Below are 21240 nucleotides of genomic sequence, written 5' to 3'. Positions count from 1 at the left end.
ATCATGCGCGGGTCATCATCAACTTACGCAGCGCAGCAAAATCTGCCGGCAGCTCGTGAGACAGCAGCGGCAGGTCGGCGCGATCTGCCAGCTCTTTTGGCAGCGGCAGTGTTTCACCCAGAATCGCTTCCACGCTCTCTTTAAACTTCGCCGGATGCGCCGTGCCCAGGAACAGACCATATTCGCCTGGGTTCAGCTGGTCGCGCAGCGCACGGTAAGCGATGGCAGCGTGCGGCTCAGAGATATACCCCACCGCTTTCAGCTCACGCATGGTGTCTTTGGTGGTTTCATCAGTCACCGCTGCATAGCCGAGATCGCCAAGACGCCACACTTTACGGCGGAACAGCTCTTCAACACGCGGCCAGTTGTTTGGCTGGCTAACGTCCATGGCGTTAGAAAGCGTAGCCTGGGTCGCGTTTGGTGCCCATTTCCCGTCTTTCAGGAAGCGCGGTACGGTGTCGTTCGCGTTGGTCGCAGCGATAAAACGCTTCACCGGCAGGCCCAGAGATTTCGCCAGCAGGCCAGCCGTCAGGTCACCAAAGTTACCGCTTGGGACAGAGATAACCAGCTGGTTACGGGCTTCCTGCGGCAGTTGCGCGACGGCTTCGAAGTAGTAACAAATCTGCGCCAGCAGGCGGCTGATGTTGATGGAGTTCGCCGAGTTCAGACCCAGCGCCACTTTCAGCTCTTCATCATCGAATGCTTGTTTAACCAGCGCCTGACAGGCATCAAAATCGCCGTCAATCGCTACCGTTTCGATGTTACCGCCCAGGGTACAGAACAGTTTTTCCTGAAGCGGGCTGATTTTGCCCTTCGGATACAGGATAACGACGCGGACATTTTTCAGGCCATAAAACGCATGGGCCACGGCAGCGCCCGTATCGCCAGAGGTCGCGGTCAGAATGGTCACCGGTTTGTCGCCGCTGATGTGGGTCAGCATCTGCGCCATAAAGCGGCCACCGAAGTCTTTAAAGGCCAGGGTCGGGCCGTGGAACAGCTCAAGGCAGCCCACGTCAGGCTCAACGTGATTGACCGGTGCCGGGAAGGCGAACGCCGCACGCACGCGCTCTTCCAGCAATTCTTGTGGGATTTCGTCGCCGATAAACGCAGACAGAATTTTGGCGCTGCGGGTGACAAAATCTTGTTTCAGCAGTTCATCGATATCAGTCAAAGGAAATTCAGGCAGGTCGTGGGGGAAAAACAGCCCCTGGTTTTTGCCCAGCCCCTGCGTTACCGCCTGCGCGAAGCTGACCTGCTCGTTATGATCTTTAAGGTTGTAGAGTTTCATTATTTATCCCAGTACTCGTGCGCCAGCCGTGTCCAGACGGCAAATATGAACAAAGCCTTCCTGATTTTGCAGGTAGTGTTTAGAGAGCCAGTCCGCCACGCGCTGCGCGGTGTCTGGGTTATCGCATAATGCGAACAGCGTCGGGCCAGAGCCGGAAATACCGCACGCCTGCGCGCCGATATCCAGCGATGCCTGGCGCGCTTCGTTAAAGCCAGGCAGCAGTTTGGTGCGATACGGTTCGGCGATCACATCTTTCATCAATTTTGCCGCAAGCTGTGGCTGACGGGTGTAGCAGGCATGAATAAAGCCCGCCAGATGACGTCCGTGAGCGATACAGTCCTGACGACGATACTGTGCCGGCAGGATCGCGCGTGCTTCTGCGGTCGAGACTTTAATCCCCGGGTAAGCCAGTACCCACAGCCATTCATCAAACCCTGGCACCTGCTGACTGATGATGCCATTTTCTTCAATCATCAGCTGCATTCCACCAAGGAAACACGGCGCGACGTTATCATAATGGATGCTGCCGGAAATACGCCCTTCCAGCTCGCCCATTAACCCCAGCAGGCGGTTATTGTTCAGCGGTTTGCCGCAGTGTTCATTCATGGCCACCAGCGCTGCCACCACCGAGCACGCGCTCGAGCCCAGCCCGGAGCCAATCGGCATACTCTTTTCCAGCGTCATGGCGACCGGCACGTTTTTGCCGATCTCCTGACAGAATCTTTCCCAGCACTGATAAACGATGTTTTCGCGCGGGTCGGCCGGAAGCTTGCTGGCAAAGCGGCCCACGTTATTCAGGCTAAAACTGTCAGCCGTCTCAACCGTCACCGTATCGCCCAGCAGCGAGCCATCAACCGGCGTTACCGCCGCACCCAGCACATCAAATCCGACGCTCATATTGGCGCTGGAAGCCGGGGCATAAACTTTCACCATGTTAAACTCCTAACTTCCATGACAGGGTACGAAGCAGGTCGGCAAACACGCCCGCAGCTGTAACATCGTTCCCCGCGCCATAACCGCGAAGCACCAACGGTAATGGCTGATAATAGTGGCTGTAAAACGCCAGGGCGTTCTCGCCGTTTTTGACTTTGAACAGTGGATCGTTGCCATCCACTTCAGCAATCTTCACGCGGCAAACGCCGTCATCTTCAATGTTGCCAACATAGCGCAATACCTTACCTTCATCACGGGCTTTCGCAATACGCGCAGCAAATGCGTCATCAAGCTGCGGCAGACGGGCCATAAAGGTGCTGACATCGCCGCTGTCATCAAACTCTGCCGGCAACACCGGTTCAATCACGATATCCGAAAGTTCCAGCTCGCGTCCGGTTTCACGCGCCAGGATCAGCAGCTTACGCGCCACATCCATCCCGGAAAGATCATCGCGTGGATCCGGCTCGGTGTAGCCCAGCTCACGTGCCGCACGCGTCGCTTCAGACAAGCTCATCCCTTCATCCAGCTTACCGAAGATAAACGACAACGAGCCAGAAAGAATGCCAGAGAAACGTTGCAGTTCATCACCGGCGTTCAGCAGGTTTTGCAGGTTCTCGATAACCGGCAGCCCTGCGCCAACGTTGGTGTCGTAAAGGAACTTGCGGCGTGATTTGCTCGCCGCCAGACGCAGCTGATGGTAATAATTCATTGACGAGGTGTTGGCCTTTTTGTTCGGCGTTACCACGTGGAACCCTTCTCGCAGGAAGTCAGCGTATTGATCCGCTACGGCCTGGTTAGAGGTACAGTCAACAATCACCGGGTTTAACAGGTGATACTCTTTCACCAGACGGATAAGCCGCCCCAGGTTGAAAGGCTCTTTCGCATCACTCATCTCCCCCTGCCAGTTTTCCAGATTCAGGCCGTGGACGTTGGTCAGCAGCGCTTTCGAGTTCGCGATACCACACACGCGCAAATCAATATGTTTCTTCTTTAGCCATGCCTGCTGACGCTTTACCTGCTCCAGCAGCGCACCGCCAACACCGCCCACGCCAATCAGGAACAGCTCAATCACCTGGTCGGTGTTGAACAGCATCTGGTGGACAACGCGAACGCCGGTGGTGGCATCATCATTATCAACCACCACGGAGATGGAACGCTCGGACGAGCCCTGGGCAATCGCCACAATGTTGATATTAGCGCGCGCCAGCGCCGCAAAGAATTTGGCAGAAATACCGCGCAGGGTGCGCATCCCGTCACCCACCACGGAGATAATCGCCAGACGCTCCTGAATGGACAGCGGCTCCAGCAACTCTTCTTTCAGCTCCAGATAGAATTCGTCTTCCAGCGCACGACGAGCGCGCAGGCAGTCGCCCTGAGGCACGCAGAAGCTGATGCTGTACTCGGAAGAGGATTGGGTGATCAGCACAACGGAAATGCCATTGCGGGACATTGCCGCGAACACACGGGCCGCCATGCCAACCATGCCTTTCATGCCCGGGCCAGACACGCTAAACATCGCCATGTTATTCAGATTAGAAATGCCTTTCACCGGCAGGCCGTCTTCATCATTGCTGGCGCCAATCAGTGTGCCTGGCGCTTGCGGATTACCGGTATTTTTAATCAGGCAAGGGATCTGGAACTGGGCAATCGGAGAGATGGTACGTGGGTGAAGCACTTTAGCGCCGAAGTAAGACAGCTCCATGGCTTCCTGATACGACATCGATTTCAACAACCTGGCATCAGGGACCTGGCGCGGGTCGCAGGTATACACGCCGTCGACGTCAGTCCAGATTTCGCAACAGTCGGCGCGTAAACAGGCTGCCAGCACGGCAGCAGAGTAGTCCGAGCCGTTACGCCCCAGAACCACCAGCTCGCCCTTCTCGTTCCCGGCGGTGAAGCCGGCCATCAGGATCATGTGGTCAGACGGAATTTTGCTCGCGGCAATACGGCGGGTAGATTCGGCAATATCAACAGTCGATTCGAGATAATGACCTACTGCCAGCAGTTTTTCGACCGGGTCGATAACGGTGACGTTATGACCGCGCGCTTCCAGCAGGCCCGCCATGATGGCGATGGAGAGCTTCTCACCGCGGCAGATCAACGCCGCATTGATGCCATCCGGGCACTGACCCAGCAGGCTGATACCGTGCAGGACGTGTTTGATCTGGGCAAATTCATGTTCGACAAAGGCTTTCAGCTGCGCGAGCGGGAAGCCAGGCTGCGCATCTGCCAGCCCCTGAAGCAGCTCGGCGAAGATCCGCTCTGCGTCACTTATGTTCGGGAGTGCATCCTGGCCACCGATGGTTTTTTCAATCATCGCCACCAGGTGATTCGTGATTTTCGCCGGGGCAGAGAGCACGGTTGCTACCTGCCCCTGCCTGGCGTTGCTTTCCAGGATATCGGCAACACGCAGAAAACGTTCTGCATTTGCCACTGATGTACCGCCGAACTTCAACACTCGCATGGAATTACCTCATGATCTTTAGCCGAAAAAAAAGCCCGCACTGTTTAGGTGCGGGCTTTTTTCTGTTTTTCCTGTACGCGTCAGCCCGCATCGTTACCTGTGGTAATGATGATGGTTGTGGTAATAGTAGTGATGCTGATGCGTTTCATGGATGTTGTGTACTCTGTAATTATTATCTGTCTGTGCTGTATTCTTTTAGGGTTAAAGGATCGGGCACCTTAAGTCAATGAATTTTTAATTTGATCACAATTCGGGACACTCTCATCTCCCGCTGCTTGCAGATTTATTTTCATCCGAATCACCCAAACACAACCCATGACATTAGTCAATTTCGCCATATTAAAAACTTATGGCAGTATTTTACTCGGTCAATTTTTTTTCAATGTCGTGCAGTAATCGGTGCAACATTGCCGTGTCTCGCTGCTCAAGACGCCCAAGGCGCTGATGCAACCAGTCAGCCATTTTTTGATCGTCAGCCACGTCCAGCGCCGTTAACAAATTCTGCAAACGGGCGCGTAACGCCACCAGCTGATTTTCATCTGTGCCCGTTATCTGAGCAGGAGTGGTTTGCATTAAGGATGCTAATTGATAGCAGTAGACCATCACCGCCTGCCCTAAATTCAACGATGGATAATCGGCAACCATAGGAACACCGGTCAGGACATCTGCCAGCTCCAGCTCTTCGTTGGTTAAACCCGAATCTTCACGGCCAAATACCAGCGCCGCTTTCGTCAGCCATTCGCTTTTTTCGGCCAGTAATGGCACCAGTTCGGCAGGTGTCGCGTAGTAATGGAACTTCGCCCGGCTGCGCGCGGTGGTCGCAACGGTAAAGGAAATATCGTGCAGCGCATCCGCCAGCGTGTCGTAAGTTGTTATATTATCGATGATATCGCCTGAACCATGTGCGACCCAGCGCGTTGCGGGTTCCAGGTGCGCCGTGCTGTCCACGATACGCAAATCGGTAAAACCCATGGTCTTCATGGCACGCGCCGCAGCGCCTATATTTTCTGCTCTTGCTGGAGCTACCAGCACAATCGAAAGATGCATTTATGCTCTCTTTTTAATCAGTTAGCGGGTAAAAATGTGATGCACTTCAACATATTACGCAGCACGAATTTACAAATTTGCAACACAAATCACCGAAATAGCGTTTCTTAACAAATTAAAATCGCTAAACTATTTTGTGGCTGAACAATCAGTTAGAATGTTAACAGAACCCTCTTATCCTTATGTTTTGTAATGATAATGGTCGTGTGAATACCCTTTAATGATTGGATTCGTGTTGTTTATCAATCAATGTCCGCAACTAGTTGGTTTATTGAAAAATTGTGACAAAGGCTAGCATTCAGATACGATGATTTCATCAAACTGTTAACGTGCTACAATTGAACTTGATATATGTCAACGAAGCGTAGTTTTATTGGGTGTCCGGTGTCACTTAGCCTGTTATGTTGCTGTTAAAATGGTTAGGATGACAGCCGTTTTTGACACTGTCGGGTCCAAAGGGAAAGTACCCACGACCAAGCTAATGATGTTGTTGACGTTGATGGAAAGTGCATCAAGAACGCAATTACGTACTTTAGTCACGTTAGGCCGGTCATGTTAATTTGCGACATGCATCAGGCAGGTCAGGGACTTTTGTACTTCCTGTTTCGATTTAGTTGGCAATTTAGGTAGCAAACATGCAGACCCCGCACATTCTTATCGTTGAAGACGAGTTGGTAACACGCAACACGTTAAAGAGCATTTTCGAAGCAGAAGGCTACGATGTCTTTGAAGCGACCGATGGCGCAGAGATGCATCAGATCCTTTCTGAAAATGATATCAATCTGGTCATTATGGATATCAACCTGCCGGGCAAAAACGGCCTTCTTCTGGCGCGCGAACTGCGTGAACAGGCGAACGTTGCGTTGATGTTCCTGACAGGCCGTGACAACGAAGTTGATAAAATTCTTGGCCTGGAAATCGGTGCGGATGACTATATCACCAAACCGTTTAATCCTCGCGAGTTAACCATTCGTGCACGCAACCTGCTGTCCCGCACCATGAACCTGGGTACGGTCAGTGAAGAGCGTCGTAGCGTAGACAGCTACAAATTTAATGGCTGGGAACTCGATATCAACAGCCGTTCACTGATTAGCCCGAACGGTGAGCAGTACAAGCTGCCGCGCAGTGAATTCCGCGCCATGCTGCACTTCTGCGAAAACCCAGGCAAGATCCAGTCCCGTGCTGAGCTGCTGAAGAAAATGACTGGTCGCGAGCTGAAGCCTCATGACCGTACCGTCGATGTGACTATCCGTCGTATTCGTAAACACTTCGAATCAACGCCAGATACACCGGAAATCATCGCCACCATCCATGGCGAAGGCTATCGCTTCTGCGGTGACTTGCAGGAGTGATCCTGTACATAACGCATTAAAAAACGGCGCTTAACGCGCCGTTTTTTTTATTTCCAGATTCGCATTTCTTCATCATCCGGCTCTACGGGCGACTTTGGACGCTTAGGCTGAGAGAGCGAGTACCAGTCGAAGTGGCGCGTCAGGTACATCACTGCAAACAGCGCGAGCGCTAGAACCGCAGACCCCAGCAGCAGCGCGCTGTCCTCTGAACGCAGCAGGAACCACATCACCATATCCAGCCCCAGCAATGCCAGGACAAACATGCCACTTCTCTGCCAGCTTTTCAGTACCGCCTGCAAATACATCCCGTTCATCGCCGCACCAACCAGGCTTGCAATAATCCATGCGGGGGCAAACCCAACATGCTCAGTCAACGCCAGCAGGACCAGATAGAACAGCACCAGTGAGAGCCCCACCAGCAGGTACTGCATCGGATGCAGACGCAGACCGGTTAAGGTTTCGAAGACAAAGAAGGCCATAAACGTCAGCACAATCAGTAAAATAGCGTACTTCACGGCGCGGTCGGTCAATTGGTATTGATCCGCAGGCGTGGCAACCGTGACGCTGAAGGCCGGAATGTCGCGCCATTCTGGTGACGGTTGTCCGCTAAACCAGCTCTCCATATTGTTTGCAAACCAACTGCTCTGCCAGTTCGCCTGGAAACCCGTTTCGCTAATCTTGTGCTTAACCGGCAGGTAATCACCCATAAATCCCGGATGCGGCCAGTTGCTGTTGAGCGTCAATTCACTGTTACGACCTACCGGTACCACTGCAAAACTGCCGGTGCCTGCCAGATTCAGCGACATCTCCAGCGTAAAGGTTTTCGCTTCCAGCGCTTTATCCGTCAGTGGTATATGGATACCGGAAAGTGCCCCGTAAGCGCCAGAACCCGGCTCGACGTTCAGCGTCTCACCGTTAATTTTTGACACACTCACCGTACCAATTCCGCGAGAATCGCCAACCCCGACCACGATAAATGGCTGTCCGAGAGTCATGGTTTCCCCTTTCAGCTGCGCCATTTTTTCTGTTGAGAATTGCGCTTTGATTTTCAGATCCGTATTCCAGATCTGCCCGTCATAAATGCCAATGCTCCGGGACTCAACGTGCTGATTGCCGTCAACAAGCAGGGACTCCGGCAAAATGAAATGCTGATAACTTTTCTTGTATTCAACCCGCTTCTCATCTTCTATCTTGTAAAAAACCTCCGTTACCGGAATGGCAATCAGCGGGCCAACCAGTTTTTGTGGTCCGCTGGTGCTTTGGCGAAGGGTATTTTCAACGTCATTGCGGTAGCTCTCGCGCTCCGAAATCAGGTTGCTGACCATAAACAGCGGAACTAACAGCAGCAGGATGCACCCCAGCAGGGTGCTTACTTTCCAGAACAGGGGGGATTTCATCATTACGTCTCCTTTGTGATGAAGAGAGCGTAACGAGGTTATGTGGGGCCAGTTTGAAGCTATGTGAAGTGAGGGTGAAGTGTCAGCGTTGCGATAGCGCCTCCCTCTTCCCGATTGTGCAACGTTATCTCTCCCTGATGCAGACGAGCCACCTCCTGAACAAATGCCAGCCCCAGCCCGCTACTCTTCAGCCCGTTGTCACGCGGCAGTGAATAGAAGCGTTCAAAAACGCGCGCCAGCGCATAGTCCGGGATCCCGTTTCCGCTATCGGTCACGATGAGCTGCACCTGCTTTTGTGCTTCGCGCGCAATAAGACTAATGACGCCACCCGGTGGTGTAAAATCGATAGCGTTATCCAGTAAATTGCCCAACGCCTGTTCGAGCAGGTCCGGATCGCCCGCGACACTGAGGGAAGTGTTGTCACAGATAAGCGTAATATTTTTCGCCGCCAGCAGTGCAGTGCGCGTGTCAGTCAGGCGTATAAACAGCGTATCGACACTGACACTCACCGGCACAATCTCCACCCGGTTTTCAAGCCGCGCCTGCGTGAGCAGCTTTTCAACCAGCGACTGCATATGCGCGTTTTGCACCAGGATATTGTCAATAAACCGCGCGGCCACCTGTGGCGGCGGTTGCTCTGCGAGAATTTCTGCCGCCCCACGAATGGCGGCAATCGGGCTTTTCAGCTCGTGAGTAAGCGCATGGACATAGTGTTCAATGTAGTTTTTCCCCTCCAGACGAATGCGCATATTTTCCAGCGCCTGCGCCAGCTTGCGCAGTTCACTGCTGCCCGGATTGGGTAACGGCAGCGGCGCATCGGTGGTCACCGAGTCAGCATAGCGTGACAAGGTGCCGATCGAACGGTTAATCCACCATGCCACCGCCAGACCAATCAGCAACGCAATGCCGAGCAGCGCACCACCTGCCCACAGTATCCGCCGTTCACTACGGTGGATCACGGGAGCCATTGCCATATTCGGTTTCCCGACCGAGAGCACGCCGATAATTTTGCCCTGATCCCTGACCGGTGCGGCAACGTACATCACCGTACTCTCCGGGTCGTCTGGGTGACTCAGGGTACTGCGCGCACCGTATTCACCACGAAGTGTCAGCCAGACGTCGTTCCAGCGGGAATAATCTTGCCCTACGGCCAGACCGGCGGAATCAAACACCACCCTGCCCTGCGCGTCGGTCATGTAGACATGATATTCGTTGCGGACTTTGTGAATGCCGCCAATGTTGGCGCGAAAAGGCCGCTGATGCAGCTGTGAAAACGCCTGCGCCAGTTTGCCCTGCTGCGCATCACCCGAGAGCAAATCATCCCGCCCAACTTCGGCCAGCAGCGTCGCGGTATCGATCAGCGTGCCTTCCGTTGCCCTGCGCACGCCGGGCTTCACTTCCTGGACGAAGATCGACAGCACAAACCATGCGGCGATGGCGACGATCAGGAAATACCCAAGCAGCAGTCGCATTCCAATACGCATCAATAAAGCCCCAGACTGTAGCCCATTCCGCGATGGGTGCTGATGGGCGAAAGCACGTCATTCACCGCCCGCAGCTTGGCACGCAGGGTTTTGATGTGGGTGTCTACGGTACGATCAAAACTGTCGCCGTCATCACCCCAGACTTTATCCATGAGCTGTTGGCGCGAAAACACGCGTCCCGGTGCCTGCAACAGCGTTTTGAGCAGCAGGAATTCATAGCGGGTCAGCAGCAAAGGCTCTCCGCACCAGGTGATTTGGGCCGCAGGCTCGTTCAGCTCGAACTGCCCGATTCGGACGATTTCAGAGGGCACGGCGGATTTTTGCATCCGTCGCAGGATAGTCCTTACCCGGGCGCAGACTTCACGCGGCGAGAACGGTTTAGCAACGTAGTCATCCGCGCCCATTTCCAGGCCGAGCAGTTTGTCCACTTCATCACTGCGTGCCGTCAGAAACAGCACCGGCAGAGACGGATGCAGCGCCAGTAGCTGGCGACACAGTTCAAAGCCGCTGATATCCGGCAGACCGACGTCCAGAATAGCCAGCGCGGGAACCTGCCGCCGCGCCTCTTCCAGCACCGGTAAACCGCGCTCAAACGCTTTCACCGCAAATCCTTCCTGCTGGAGCATGTAGATAAGCGTATCGGCGATGCTGATTTCGTCTTCAACCAGCCAGACTACAGGTTGTTGCATGATTCATCCCTGAATTAGTGCCACGGCATAATCGGCACTGCGCTCAGCGCATTTTTCGGCGACCCTTCCACCACTTTGTCGGAATATGCCAGGTACGCCAGCGTGTTGCGTTTGGCATCATAAAAACGCACGACTTGCAGCTTTTTGAACACCAGAGACGTGCGTTTCTGGAACACCACATCCCCCTGCGCTTTGCCGTTTTTGATTTTATCACTCAGCTCGACCGGGCCAACCTGCTGACACGAAATAGCCGCATCAGAAGTATCTTCAGCCAGCCCCAGGCCACCTTTGATACCGCCCGTTTTCGCCCGACTGATATAGCAGGTGACGTTTTTCACGTCAGGATCATCGAAGGCTTCAACCACGATTTTGTGGTCAGGACCGAACATTTTGAACACCGTATCGACAGAACCAATCTGTTCTGCCTGAGCGACTCGGCCCACCATCAGCAAGGCGGCGGTTAAGATCAATGTCTTGTATTTCATATTGTTACCATTCTTTAAAATTACGCTGAGCGATTATTCAACAGGTTAGATAAAAATGCAGCAAGATCACAGGATTAGAATATATTCGCCCATAATGTGCGGCAAAAAGCATTAATGAGCAAAAAAAACACTGAATGCTAAAACATCAAAAAATGCTATTATCCGCTAACCTGTTATCAGGCACCTGCTGTTTTAAGGATGAGGATAGTATATGGATCAGGCTGGAATTATTCGCGATCTGCTTACCTGGCTGGAAGGTCATCTGGACCAGCCTTTGTCACTGGATAATGTGGCGGCAAAAGCAGGCTATTCCAAGTGGCATCTGCAAAGGATGTTCAAGGATGTCACCGGTCATGCTATCGGTGCTTATATTCGCGCACGTCGTCTGTCAAAGTCTGCTGTCGCACTGCGTCTAACCGCGCGTCCGATTCTGGATATTGCACTGCAATATCGCTTTGATTCACAGCAAACCTTCACCCGCGCCTTTAAAAAGCAGTTCTCGTTGACGCCAGCGCTCTATCGCCGCTCGCCTGACTGGAGCTCTTTTGGTATGCGTCCGCCGCTGCGTCTGGGCGAGTTCGCCATGCCTAAATATGAAATCATTACACTACCGGAAACCCATCTGATTGGGACAACGCAAAGCTACTCCTGTTCGCTGGAGCAGATTTCCGAGTTCCGTCACCAGATGCGTGTACAGTTCTGGCGCGATTTCCTGAGCCATGCGCCCGCCATTCCTCCACTGCTGTATGGTCTGAACGAAACGCATCCAAGCCTGGAAAAAGACGACGAGCAGGAAGTGTTCTACACCACAGCGTTAACACCAGATATGGCCAATGGCTACATCCAGGGCTCTAAACCCGTGGTGCTGGAAGGTGGCGAGTACGTCATGTTCACGTATGAAGGTCTGGGGACGGGCGTTCAGGAATTTATCCTGACCGTATACGGGACCTGTATGCCAATGCTGAATCTGAATCGTCGTAAAGGTCAGGATATTGAGCGTTACTACCCGGCAAGTGATGTGAAACCGGAAGAACGCCCAATCAATCTGCGGATGGAATTCTTAATCCCGATAAGGCATTAACGCTGTAATTCATCCAGCGCAGGGGCATCGAGATGCGAAATATCCCCTGCCATCTCCACAATCCAGCCAGACGCCAGCCACTGACTTTCCTGATAATCGATACGGGAAATAGAGCAGTTACGCAGGCGCAAACGGCGCTCTGCGTAAGCAGGCAAGCCCAGAATCGTACTCACCAGGCAGCCCAGCGCGATACCGTGGCTCACCAGCAACGGGCGGCTTCCGGCAGGGAGCTTCAGACACTCAGCCAGCGCGGCATGAATACGCACGCTCAGCTCCTGCATCGATTCACCATCAGGAATTCGACCGTCTTCAGTACCGTTAACAAGCGTACGACGCCAGCCTTCCTCTTTTTCACTCAGAGAATCGATATGGCGCTTTTCCAGCACGCCCATATTCAGCTCACGCAGGCGCGGCTCGAGGGCAACGTCGCAGCCGCAGGCATCAGCGATAATACGCGCGGTCTGTTGTGTGCGACCTAAGTCGCTTGCGATAACGTGAGTAATGCCCAGCGTTTTGGCGCGTTCCGCTACCTGCCACGCTTGTTGCACACCCTTTTCGGTGAGAGGACTGTCTGACTGGCCTTGAATACGTCGCTCGGCGTTCCACTGCGTTTCACCGTGGCGAACAAGGTATACCTGTAACATGCTTTTTTTCCGTTATACTGCGATGAGTTTTTTTGAATCGAGCTTAATTATGCACCATGTTGTCTCTGCTACCACTAATCCTGCCAAAATTCAGGCAATTCTAAGGGCATTTGAAGAGATCTTCGGCGAAGGATCCTGCCATATTGACGCCGTATCCGTCGAGAGTGGTGTACCTGAACAACCGTTTGGAAGCGAGGAAACGCGCGCTGGCGCACGAAATCGTGTTGCCAATGCAAAGGCAGCTTGCCCTGAGGCCGACTTTTGGGTCGCGATTGAAGCGGGCATCGACGAAGGCGCAACATTCAGCTGGGTTGTTATCGAAAACCGGGAATTGAGTGGCGAAGCGCGCTCGGCCACGCTGCCATTACCGGCCATTATTCTGGAAAAAGTGCGCGCGGGTGAAGCGCTCGGGCCGGTGATGTCACAGTACACCGGCATCGATGAGATTGGTCGTAAGGAAGGGGCAATTGGCGTCTTTACCGCTGGCACCCTGACGCGTTCAAGCGTGTACCATCAGGCAGTGATCCTGGCGTTAAGCCCGTTTCATAACGCGATATATCGTTGAATTTGTAGGCCGGATGGCGAAGCCATCATCCGGCGTTTTTCAACAATACTGCTTCAAGCCACTGACGCAGTTCAACCGGCGCAGACTTCAGGCTGTTTGAGCCGCGAGTGATCGTCGCGATACCTGCGCCCAGCTCGTTTTTCAGTTCGCGCTGGCTCATTTCGCCCCGCAGTAACTCTTCAATAATGCGTACGCGCGTGCCCAGAGCTTCACGCTCGTCGGGCGTCAGCATCAGCTGTAACAACGGTAAGTGCAGATCCTCTACATAAGACTGACGGAGCAACTCCACAAAACGAAGCCACTCCTGGTTGCGTTGTTCGGCCATCGCCGATGAATAAGGGGAATGCTGGGTCATGTTATACCGCCTGTTGTACTCATTAACGAGTACAGCATAACACAACCCATGCCGATCAGTAACGTCTCTGCCACTCAGCGTCGCTCATCAAGGTATCTTTCTGTCCCATGAAGTAGCGATAGTAGGCATCATAAGCCAGGACGTTCTTCACATATCCGCGGGTTTCAGAGAACGGAATACTCTCGACAAACGCCACGGCATCAATACGACCAGCGCTGTTACCAAGCCAGGTACGTACACGCCCAGGCCCGGCGTTATACGCCGCTGAAGAGAAGATACGGTTGTTACCAAACTGCTGATAAACATACTGCAAATAGCTGGTACCGATATTGATGTTGGTATCCGGGTCAAGCAGTTGTGCAGGATTGCTGTAGCCCGGAATATTGAACATCTTCACGGTGTGCGTGGCCGTGCCCGGCATAATTTGCATCAGCCCGCTTGCCCCAACCGGGGAGCGCACTTTCGGGTTCCAGGCGCTCTCCTGACGTGCAATCGCCATGGCGTAGCTTTGCGGGATATCTTTGCCACTGGTATAGCGATCGAACAGATCTTTATAAGCCAGCGGGAAACGCTCTTCGAGATGATCCCACAGTTTACCGGCGATCGTCGCCTGCACGCTCAGATCCCACCAGTGATTATCAAAGGCATAGCGGGCCAGTTGCGCTTTCTCGTCCGTCGTGCGGCTGGTGACCAGGTTCGCCCACTCGCTGCGCGCGGTGTTATCCATATTCCAGTACATCAGCTCACGTACGCGTGCCATTTCTGGCCCCTGAATCAGCGTCGCACTGGGATTACCTGGCGCTTTGTCGATACGGAAGGTGTACTCTTCGCCCAGACGCTGTGCCGCAGCCATCGGGTAGAAGCCGCGCTGCTGCATCAGAGAATGGAGGATCTCTTTTGCTTCATCATCACGCCCACGCTCCAGCAGCAGGTCAGCTTGCCAGTAGCGCCATTCATCTTTCTCTTTTGCGTCCATTGGCAGACGGGCAAGCCAGGTATTTAGCCCGCGGCGATCGCCGCTACCCAACGCCATCCGCACGCGGCGCTCCACCAGCGAGGTTGAGTTCGAGCGCATCACCGCGTCATCACGCCAACGCGCCTGATCGTCAGTGACATCCGTCCCCATCAATCGCCACGCCACGATATCGCGCAGCGCCTGGGTTTGCTCTTCATTAAGCTGCTGCGCCTGCACCAGCTGTGGGATCATCAGCCGCGCGTTTTCCACATCGTCACGCGCCACGCTGGTAAAGGCCTCTTCCGCCATCTCGCGGGTAAAATTGGTAGCACCGGTGGTACGGGCAAAGGTCATTACCGAATCAGGATTGTTCGCAAGACCGATAACCGCAGAAGAGATGGTCTGGTAGTCCGACGGCATTTGCCCGGCAAGCGTCGTGACCAGACGCGTGTTACCGGCCTTCATCGCCAGACGAATACGTTCAAGATAGGCCAGCGGATCTTGTTTGCCGGATGCGCGCCAGGCGCCAAAGAGGGAATCACAGGCATTAGGCTGGTTTTTCCCGGTCAGCCACAGATCTTTTGCCCCTGCCCAGGCTTCATCCTGCTGCCCTGTGGCCCATTTTGCGTAGTAGAAGTTACACTGCGCTTCTGTGGTATTCGGTTTTTCCGGGCTGAATGCTAACAACCCGCGCCAGTCTTCACGGCGCGCGAGTTCGTTCACAAAACGAGACTGCAAGGTGCGCGCCGGCGGCAATGTTGGGTTCGCCTGAATAAAGTTATTCACGGCAACCGTCGGTTGATTCATGAGATCGTCCGTAATCTGGCGATACTCCAGATACGGATACAGCGGATAATCTTTGAGTGTTGGCATCAGGGCCTGCACAGTATCCATCTGCTTGTTGTCCCACGCCTGCTTGATTTGCGCGTAGCGGTTACGTTGTTCATCCAGTGAATCGGCATGTACCGCCTGGCTTACCGCCATCACGCATACGCTGGCAGCCAGCAGACGCCAGACCACCTGTTTGGCTTTTTCCACAAGCTCTTCCTCATTGTTTTTTCGTCAATTGCAGCGTCTTGCCACGTCAAAGTCTAATCAACTTATGCTAACCAGGCATCCGGCAACGCGCCACGTCATGGACACTTTTTTACCTTTCTTGCGCGTTTTAACACTCCTGACGTTCCTGGCTGTGATTAGACCGGGAAAAAGGCTACACTTCGCAGCTGAAACCTATTTTCATTACGATAAAAGAGGCGAAGTCCAACGTGGCTCAATTCGTTTATACCATGCATCGTGTCGGCAAAGTTGTCCCGCCGAAACGTCATATTCTTAAAAATATCTCGCTGAGCTTCTTCCCGGGCGCAAAAATCGGTGTTCTGGGTCTCAACGGTGCCGGTAAGTCCACCCTGCTGCGCATCATGGCCGGCATCGATACAGACATCGAAGGTGAAGCCCGTCCGCAGCCTGGCATCAAAATCGGCTACCTGCCGCAGGAACCTCAGTTGAACACGGAACATACTGTCCGTGAATCCGTTGAAGAAGCGGTATCCGAAGTGGTTAACGCACTGAAAGGTCTGGACGAGGTGTACGCTAAATACGCCGAACCGGACGCAGATTTCGATAAGCTGGCCGCACAGCAAGGTAAGTTTGAAGAGATTATCCAGGCGCACGACGGCCACAACCTGAACGTGCAGCTGGAACGTGCTGCGGATGCACTGCGTCTGCCAGACTGGGATGCGAAAATCGCGAACCTGTCCGGTGGTGAACGCCGCCGCGTGGCGCTGTGCCGCCTGCTGCTGGAAAAACCAGACATGCTGCTGCTCGACGAACCCACCAACCACCTGGATGCAGAATCCGTGGCATGGCTGGAACGCTTCCTGCACGACTTCGAAGGCACCGTTGTGGCGATTACCCACGACCGTTACTTCCTCGATAACGTAGCAGGCTGGATCCTGGAGCTGGACCGTGGTGAAGGTATTCCGTGGGAAGGTAACTACTCCTCCTGGCTGGAGCAGAAAGATCAGCGTCTGGCGCAGGAAGCTTCGGCTGAAGCAGCGCGTCGCAAGTCTATCGAGAAAGAGCTGGAGTGGGTTCGTCAGGGTGCAAAGGGCCGTCAGTCTAAGGGCAAAGCCCGTCTGGCACGCTTCGAAGAGCTGAACAACACCGAATACCAGAAACGTAACGAAACCAATGAACTGTTTATTCCACCTGGAGCACGTCTGGGGGATAAAGTGGTTGAAGTCAGCAACCTGCGTAAGTCTTACGGCGACCGCCTGCTGATTGATGACCTGACATTCTCCGTACCGAAAGGCGCTATCGTGGGCATCATCGGTCCGAACGGCGCGGGTAAATCCACCCTGTTCCGCATGATGTCGGGCCAGGAACAGCCTGACAGCGGTTCTATCACCCTGGGTGATACCGTGAAGCTGGCCTCCGTTGACCAGTTCCGTGACGCGATGGATAACAGCAAAACCGTGTGGGAAGAAGTGTCCGGCGGTCTGGATATCATGCGTATCGGCAACACCGAGATGCCAAGCCGCGCCTATGTTGGCCGCTTTAACTTCAAAGGCACCGACCAGGGTAAACGCGTAGGTGAGCTGTCCGGTGGTGAACGTGGTCGTCTGCATCTGGCAAAACTGTTGCAGGTTGGCGGTAACGTTCTGCTGCTCGATGAACCAACCAACGACCTGGACATCGAAACCCTGCGCGCGCTGGAAAACGCCCTGCTGGAGTTCCCGGGTTGTGCCATGGTTATCTCGCACGACCGTTGGTTCCTTGACCGTATTGCGACCCACATTCTGGATTACCAGGATGAAGGTAAAGTGGAGTTCTTTGAAGGTAACTTCACCGAATACGAAGAGTACAAGAAACGCACGCTGGGCGCAGACGCGCTGGAGCCGAAGCGTATTAAGTACAAGCGTATTGCAAAATAAAAGCAAAACGGCAACCTCGGTTGCCGTTTTTTATGTTTGTTCCCTCTCCCCGTGGGAGAGGGTCAGGGTGAGGGCATCAGGCCGCACAGTTTCACCGCCCCACGTAAAACCGCTTCACCTCATCAAACTGCATCGCAAAGTCGATATAGCTCATCAGTGCCGGCGAATTCAGCTTGCGGCTCGGATAGGCCAGCCACAGGTCATTCCCTTCGACATTCCACTCTGGCAGCACGTTGACCAACGCCCCCTTTTCCACCTTATCTTCCAGCAGAAAAGCAGGCAGCAGCGTAATGCCGGCGCCTGCGATGGCACATTCGCGGGCGTACACCAGGTTATCCGTCATATGGGCGTTATCCGGCAGATAGCGGTAATCCTCGCTCTCACTTTGTAACAGCCATTCTGACCACGACTTATGGGTAATACAGCGATGTTCCACCAACTGACGGGGATGGCTAAGCGGCTCCCTCTGTGCCAGGTAGCCCGGCGAGGCCAGCATATAACGCGGGCAGTGCCCAATCATGCGGCCAATCAGCGATGAATCCTGCGGCTTACCGGTACGCAGCGCCACGTCGAACCCGGACGCCACCAGGTCCAGTACATCGTCAGAGATAGAGACATCCAGCGAGACATCCGGGTAGCGCAGTTGAAAATCGGCATTCATATGCGCCAGCAGCGTCGCGCCAATCCCTGCCGGACAGGTGATCCGCAGTCGCCCGCTGGGGTTTTCCCGCAGCCGCTGAATGGCGTACTCGGCACGCTCGCTGGCCGCCAGCATCTCCCGACAATGCACCAGATAATGCTCGCCCGCAAAGGTCAGGTTGAGCTTACGCGTAGTGCGGTTCAGCAGCCTGATCCCCACCTGTTGTTCAAGCTGGCTGATCCGCTGGCTCACGCTGGATTTTGGCAGCCCGGCCTTTTGCGCTGCCGCAGTAAAACTGCTCATTTCTGCCACCAGCGCGAACAGCGCCATATCCTGAAGCTGCTTAAACATGATTGTTCATCCTGTGCGAACACTTCGTTCTCGATTGTCCATCTTATCACGCAACTGACCACTTAATAGACTAGCCTCAACAAAACGCATTCCATTGAGGAGCTCACCATGTCAGTCAAAGCTATTGCCGTTAACCCAGAAAATCCTGCTGCTTTTATTGAAATTTCCCAACCGATGCCACAGCCCGGTGAACACGACCTGCTGGTCGAGGTGAAAGCCGTTTCCATTAATCCGGTCGATACCAAAGTTCACGCAGGTATTGCCAAAAATGGCCTGAAAGACCCACGAATTCTTGGCTGGGATGCCAGCGGCATCGTTAAAGCCGTTGGGGCAAGCGTGACCGGATTCAAACCGGGCGATGAAGTGTGGTACGCAGGTGACATCACCCGCCCGGGTAGCAACACCACGCATCAGCTGATTGATGCCCGTATCGTCGGGCGCAAGCCTGCAAGCCTGGGCTGGGCCGCTGCGGCTGCATTGCCACTGACCGCCCTGACGGCGTGGGAAGGGCTGTTTGAGCGGCTGAACATTCAGGATGCCGGGCAGGATAAAACACTGCTGATCATTGGTGGTGCGGGCGGTGTGGGATCGCTTGCGATCCCGTTTGCGAAGCACAACAGCAAGGTAAAAGTGATCGCCACCGCCTCGCGGGAAGATTCAGCTAAGTGGTGTCGGGATCGCGGTGCAGACATGGTAGTGAACTACCGCGATCTGAAAGGCGAACTGGCAAAACAGGGACTCAACTTTGTGGATTATATTTTCATCCTCAATGATACCGACGGCCACTGGGATACCGTGAGCGACCTGATCGCACCTCAGGGGCATATTTGTACAATCGTCGAGAACGAACATCCGCTGGATCAGAACAAACTTAAATCCAAATCCGCCGCACTGCACTGGGAGTTTATGTACACCCGCAGCATGTACCAGACCGCAGATATGGCACGCCAGGGCGAGATCTTAAACGAGGTGGCGAAGCTGGTAGATAATGGCGTGGTGGAAAGCTCACTCAGTGAAACACTGCACGGATTGAGCGTGGAAAGCATCAGTGAGGCACACCGTAAAGTGCTGGACGGACATATGCGGGGGAAAGTCGTGGTTGAGTACTGAGTGGGTTGTTCCCCCTCACCCTGCCCTCTCCCCTGTACAGTTGTACAGTCCGGGGAGAGGGTTAGGGTGAGGGGTAAGTGTTTTACCCCTGCTCGCCCATCATTTCCTTCACCAGCTCCACACAGCGCAGGAAGCGGTTGTCGTAGTCTGATTCTTCAACATGCACAAACTCCACGTTGTTCTCGTGCAGCATATCCACCAGCATGGTCTGGAACTCTTTTCTGTCTACTGAGCTGCCAAGGCTGCGCATCCCATCAGCAACCCACGGCGTGTTGTTTTCCAGCAGGATCACCAGGTCGAAGCGGTATTCGTCAATCAGCACCTGGACGAACGGGTGTTCGCGGCCTTCGTACTTTTTACAGAACGCCTGCGTGGTGACGAAATCCGTATCGATAAACGCCACCTTGTTGGCGTACTTCACTGCAAAATCAATGTACTGCGCGTGTCCAAGCGCAATCTTATCGTAGTCAGAATACTGGAGCGCCATCTCATCGCCGCCCAGATGGGAGAAGACATAATCACGCCCGTACTCCCAGGCACTGGTGGTGTTAAAGATGTTCGCCAGCTTGTTGACCAGCGTCGACTTACCGCTCGACTCACCGCCCAGAATGGCTACCGTACGCACAAAGAACGGTTTCACTTCAGTCGGAATGTAATCCCAGTAGCGGAACGGGTTTTCACGGATCTGCGCCCCGCTGATGCTCATAAAGGTGCGTTTTGGGTCGATAAGCACCGTTTCCGTACCCAGATGCTCGCGGAACTGCGGGGCATCTAGCTCTTCAGAGGTGTAGATCCAGTTAGGCGCGATCCCCTTCTCTTCCATAAAGGCTTTCACGCCATTGCTCCACACGTCCCAGCCGTGCGGATACGGCTCCATGCCCTCTTCATTGAACGCATGAATACGAATATTTTTCTGATACTTAAAGGTCTGGAGCAGCCAGCGCAGGCGATCCGGCACCGTCGGCTGTTGCGACATGGCGCTGTCTTCGAACAATTCTCGGTCACGTTTTTCGTCGTAGCCCATGATGATGTGCAACTCATCAACCTGGCTACAGGCGCGCTGGATCAGATAGATATGCCCGGTATGCAGCGGGTAAAACTTGCCAAAAACCACACCGATGTTCTTTTGCATACGCGGAAATTCTAGCCCCAGGAAGCGATGCAATGCTTCCAGCTTTTGCGCACTGGGGCTTTTGATTTTGGCATTCAGCAGTTGGCTCAGATAGCCTTTGGTCATACCGCTGGCATCCGCCACCTGCTGCAAGGTGCAGCCTTTCTGGCGAATTGCGGTCTTGAGATAGTCAAATGATGACATTAATTACGGTGCCTCCTGCAACATCGAATACACATACCCTAAATAATTCGAGTTGCAAGAAGGCGGCAAGTAAGCGCATCCCCGGAGCTTACTAAAGGTAAGTGACCGGGGTAAGCGAACGCAGCCAACGCACATGCAACTTGAAGTATGAC

20 protein-coding genes and 1 other annotated feature are annotated in these 21240 nt (G+C 53.9%); of the genes, 5 read left to right on the top strand and 15 right to left on the bottom strand.

Annotated elements, in window-relative coordinates:
* Nucleotide 1: 1 nt before the first annotated feature.
* The 6 genes from thrC to yjjY form a co-directional block, all read right to left on the bottom strand.
* Nucleotides 2-1288, bottom strand: a complete 1287-nt coding sequence (gene thrC / locus ACT9TW_RS08555) for a threonine synthase (RefSeq protein WP_446492129.1) — start codon at nucleotides 1286-1288, stop codon at nucleotides 2-4.
* A 3-nt stretch (nucleotides 1289-1291) separates the two neighbouring features.
* Nucleotides 1292-2221, bottom strand: coding sequence for a homoserine kinase (gene thrB, locus ACT9TW_RS08550; protein ID WP_182059516.1), 930 nt, complete (start codon nucleotides 2219-2221; stop codon nucleotides 1292-1294).
* A gap of 1 nt (nucleotide 2222) precedes the next feature.
* Nucleotides 2223-4685 (bottom strand): bifunctional aspartate kinase/homoserine dehydrogenase I, encoded by a 2463-nt coding sequence (thrA, locus tag ACT9TW_RS08545; protein ID WP_446492128.1) that lies wholly within the window; start codon nucleotides 4683-4685, stop codon nucleotides 2223-2225.
* Between the two features lie 24 nt (nucleotides 4686-4709).
* Nucleotides 4710-4827, bottom strand: a sequence feature (Thr leader region).
* Nucleotides 4766-4834 (bottom strand): thr operon leader peptide, encoded by a 69-nt coding sequence (gene thrL, locus ACT9TW_RS08540; protein ID WP_015572623.1) that lies wholly within the window; start codon nucleotides 4832-4834, stop codon nucleotides 4766-4768. (Overlaps the previous feature by 62 nt.)
* 211 nt (nucleotides 4835-5045) lie before the next feature.
* Nucleotides 5046-5732 (bottom strand): tRNA/rRNA methyltransferase, encoded by a 687-nt coding sequence (locus ACT9TW_RS08535; protein WP_436354258.1) that lies wholly within the window; start codon nucleotides 5730-5732, stop codon nucleotides 5046-5048.
* Between the two features lie 399 nt (nucleotides 5733-6131).
* Nucleotides 6132-6272 (bottom strand): YjjY family protein, encoded by a 141-nt coding sequence (gene yjjY / locus ACT9TW_RS08530; protein ID WP_001541509.1) that lies wholly within the window; start codon nucleotides 6270-6272, stop codon nucleotides 6132-6134.
* 95 nt (nucleotides 6273-6367) lie between these two features.
* Between yjjY and arcA the strand changes: the two genes are divergently transcribed.
* Nucleotides 6368-7084, top strand: coding sequence for a two-component system response regulator ArcA (gene arcA / locus ACT9TW_RS08525; protein WP_003856501.1), 717 nt, complete (start codon nucleotides 6368-6370; stop codon nucleotides 7082-7084).
* 47 nt (nucleotides 7085-7131) lie between these two features.
* Here the strand turns inward: arcA and creD are convergent, their stop codons facing one another.
* The 4 genes from creD to creA are packed head-to-tail and all read right to left on the bottom strand — an operon-like array spanning nucleotide 7132 to nucleotide 11139.
* Nucleotides 7132-8484 carry a cell envelope integrity protein CreD gene (gene creD, locus ACT9TW_RS08520; RefSeq protein ID WP_446492127.1) on the bottom strand — a complete coding sequence of 451 codons (1353 nt, stop codon included), beginning with the start codon at nucleotides 8482-8484 and terminating at the stop codon, nucleotides 7132-7134.
* Between the two features lie 56 nt (nucleotides 8485-8540).
* On the bottom strand, nucleotides 8541-9965 hold the full coding sequence (gene creC / locus ACT9TW_RS08515; RefSeq protein ID WP_446492126.1) for a two-component system sensor histidine kinase CreC: 1425 nt from the start codon (nucleotides 9963-9965) through the stop codon (nucleotides 8541-8543).
* Nucleotides 9965-10654, bottom strand: a complete 690-nt coding sequence (gene creB, locus ACT9TW_RS08510) for a two-component system response regulator CreB (protein ID WP_446492125.1) — start codon at nucleotides 10652-10654, stop codon at nucleotides 9965-9967. The genes creC and creB overlap by 1 nt, the downstream gene beginning before the upstream one ends.
* Before the next feature lie 14 nt (nucleotides 10655-10668).
* On the bottom strand, nucleotides 10669-11139 hold the full coding sequence (gene creA / locus ACT9TW_RS08505) for a protein CreA (protein ID WP_014068820.1): 471 nt from the start codon (nucleotides 11137-11139) through the stop codon (nucleotides 10669-10671).
* Between the two features lie 211 nt (nucleotides 11140-11350).
* Between creA and robA the strand changes: the two genes are divergently transcribed.
* The gene (robA, locus tag ACT9TW_RS08500; protein ID WP_182059510.1) at nucleotides 11351-12220 is read left to right on the top strand and encodes an MDR efflux pump AcrAB transcriptional activator RobA; all 870 of its coding nucleotides are present in this window, start codon (nucleotides 11351-11353) and stop codon (nucleotides 12218-12220) included.
* Here the strand turns inward: robA and gpmB are convergent.
* Nucleotides 12217-12864: a 2,3-diphosphoglycerate-dependent phosphoglycerate mutase GpmB gene (gene gpmB / locus ACT9TW_RS08495; protein ID WP_446492124.1), complete on the bottom strand. Its 648-nt coding sequence runs from the start codon at nucleotides 12862-12864 to the stop codon at nucleotides 12217-12219. The two genes, robA and gpmB, sit on opposite strands and share 4 nt — an antisense overlap.
* A 49-nt stretch (nucleotides 12865-12913) precedes the next feature.
* Here gpmB and yjjX point away from each other — a divergent pair, with 49 nt between their 5' ends.
* Nucleotides 12914-13429 carry an inosine/xanthosine triphosphatase gene (yjjX, locus tag ACT9TW_RS08490; RefSeq protein WP_446492123.1) on the top strand — a complete coding sequence of 172 codons (516 nt, stop codon included), beginning with the start codon at nucleotides 12914-12916 and terminating at the stop codon, nucleotides 13427-13429.
* A gap of 25 nt (nucleotides 13430-13454) precedes the next feature.
* On the opposite strand, the gene trpR is transcribed toward yjjX, so the two are convergent.
* Nucleotides 13455-13784, bottom strand: a complete 330-nt coding sequence (gene trpR, locus ACT9TW_RS08485; protein WP_182059507.1) for a trp operon repressor — start codon at nucleotides 13782-13784, stop codon at nucleotides 13455-13457.
* Nucleotides 13785-13839: 55 nt separating this feature from the next.
* Nucleotides 13840-15777, bottom strand: a complete 1938-nt coding sequence (gene sltY / locus ACT9TW_RS08480) for a murein transglycosylase (RefSeq protein ID WP_446492122.1) — start codon at nucleotides 15775-15777, stop codon at nucleotides 13840-13842.
* A gap of 227 nt (nucleotides 15778-16004) precedes the next feature.
* Between sltY and ettA the strand changes: the two genes are divergently transcribed.
* The gene (ettA, locus tag ACT9TW_RS08475; protein WP_014068814.1) at nucleotides 16005-17672 is read left to right on the top strand and encodes an energy-dependent translational throttle protein EttA; all 1668 of its coding nucleotides are present in this window, start codon (nucleotides 16005-16007) and stop codon (nucleotides 17670-17672) included.
* 91 nt (nucleotides 17673-17763) lie between these two features.
* On the opposite strand, the gene ACT9TW_RS08470 is transcribed toward ettA, so the two are convergent.
* Nucleotides 17764-18663: a LysR family transcriptional regulator gene (locus ACT9TW_RS08470; protein ID WP_446492121.1), complete on the bottom strand. Its 900-nt coding sequence runs from the start codon at nucleotides 18661-18663 to the stop codon at nucleotides 17764-17766.
* Between the two features lie 108 nt (nucleotides 18664-18771).
* On the opposite strand from ACT9TW_RS08470, the gene ACT9TW_RS08465 reads away from it, so the two are divergent.
* The gene (locus ACT9TW_RS08465; protein ID WP_446492120.1) at nucleotides 18772-19773 is read left to right on the top strand and encodes a zinc-binding alcohol dehydrogenase family protein; all 1002 of its coding nucleotides are present in this window, start codon (nucleotides 18772-18774) and stop codon (nucleotides 19771-19773) included.
* A gap of 82 nt (nucleotides 19774-19855) precedes the next feature.
* Here ACT9TW_RS08465 and nadR read toward each other — a convergent pair whose 3' ends face one another.
* Nucleotides 19856-21088, bottom strand: coding sequence for a multifunctional transcriptional regulator/nicotinamide-nucleotide adenylyltransferase/ribosylnicotinamide kinase NadR (gene nadR / locus ACT9TW_RS08460; RefSeq protein WP_182059503.1), 1233 nt, complete (start codon nucleotides 21086-21088; stop codon nucleotides 19856-19858).
* Between the last annotated feature and the right edge of the window lie 152 nt (nucleotides 21089-21240).

Source organism: Enterobacter sp. C4G1 (genome assembly GCF_052886895.1).
This window is presented reverse-complemented; position numbering and strand designations above follow the sequence as displayed.

What these genes read in the sequence shown, in the direction of transcription:
- thrC (WP_446492129.1), bottom strand. Translation starts at nt 1,288, where the DNA reads ATGAAACTCTACAACCTTAAAGATCATAACGAGCAGGTCAGCTTCGCG.
- thrB (WP_182059516.1), bottom strand. Translation starts at nt 2,221, where the DNA reads ATGGTGAAAGTTTATGCCCCGGCTTCCAGCGCCAATATGAGCGTCGGA.
- thrA (WP_446492128.1), bottom strand. Translation starts at nt 4,685, where the DNA reads ATGCGAGTGTTGAAGTTCGGCGGTACATCAGTGGCAAATGCAGAACGT.
- ACT9TW_RS08535 (WP_436354258.1), bottom strand. Translation starts at nt 5,732, where the DNA reads ATGCATCTTTCGATTGTGCTGGTAGCTCCAGCAAGAGCAGAAAATATA.
- arcA (WP_003856501.1), top strand. Translation starts at nt 6,368, where the DNA reads ATGCAGACCCCGCACATTCTTATCGTTGAAGACGAGTTGGTAACACGC.
- creD (WP_446492127.1), bottom strand. Translation starts at nt 8,484, where the DNA reads ATGATGAAATCCCCCCTGTTCTGGAAAGTAAGCACCCTGCTGGGGTGC.
- creC (WP_446492126.1), bottom strand. Translation starts at nt 9,965, where the DNA reads ATGCGTATTGGAATGCGACTGCTGCTTGGGTATTTCCTGATCGTCGCC.
- creB (WP_446492125.1), bottom strand. Translation starts at nt 10,654, where the DNA reads ATGCAACAACCTGTAGTCTGGCTGGTTGAAGACGAAATCAGCATCGCC.
- creA (WP_014068820.1), bottom strand. Translation starts at nt 11,139, where the DNA reads ATGAAATACAAGACATTGATCTTAACCGCCGCCTTGCTGATGGTGGGC.
- robA (WP_182059510.1), top strand. Translation starts at nt 11,351, where the DNA reads ATGGATCAGGCTGGAATTATTCGCGATCTGCTTACCTGGCTGGAAGGT.
- gpmB (WP_446492124.1), bottom strand. Translation starts at nt 12,864, where the DNA reads ATGTTACAGGTATACCTTGTTCGCCACGGTGAAACGCAGTGGAACGCC.
- yjjX (WP_446492123.1), top strand. Translation starts at nt 12,914, where the DNA reads ATGCACCATGTTGTCTCTGCTACCACTAATCCTGCCAAAATTCAGGCA.
- trpR (WP_182059507.1), bottom strand. Translation starts at nt 13,784, where the DNA reads ATGACCCAGCATTCCCCTTATTCATCGGCGATGGCCGAACAACGCAAC.
- ACT9TW_RS08470 (WP_446492121.1), bottom strand. Translation starts at nt 18,663, where the DNA reads ATGTTTAAGCAGCTTCAGGATATGGCGCTGTTCGCGCTGGTGGCAGAA.
- ACT9TW_RS08465 (WP_446492120.1), top strand. Translation starts at nt 18,772, where the DNA reads ATGTCAGTCAAAGCTATTGCCGTTAACCCAGAAAATCCTGCTGCTTTT.
- nadR (WP_182059503.1), bottom strand. Translation starts at nt 21,088, where the DNA reads ATGTCATCATTTGACTATCTCAAGACCGCAATTCGCCAGAAAGGCTGC.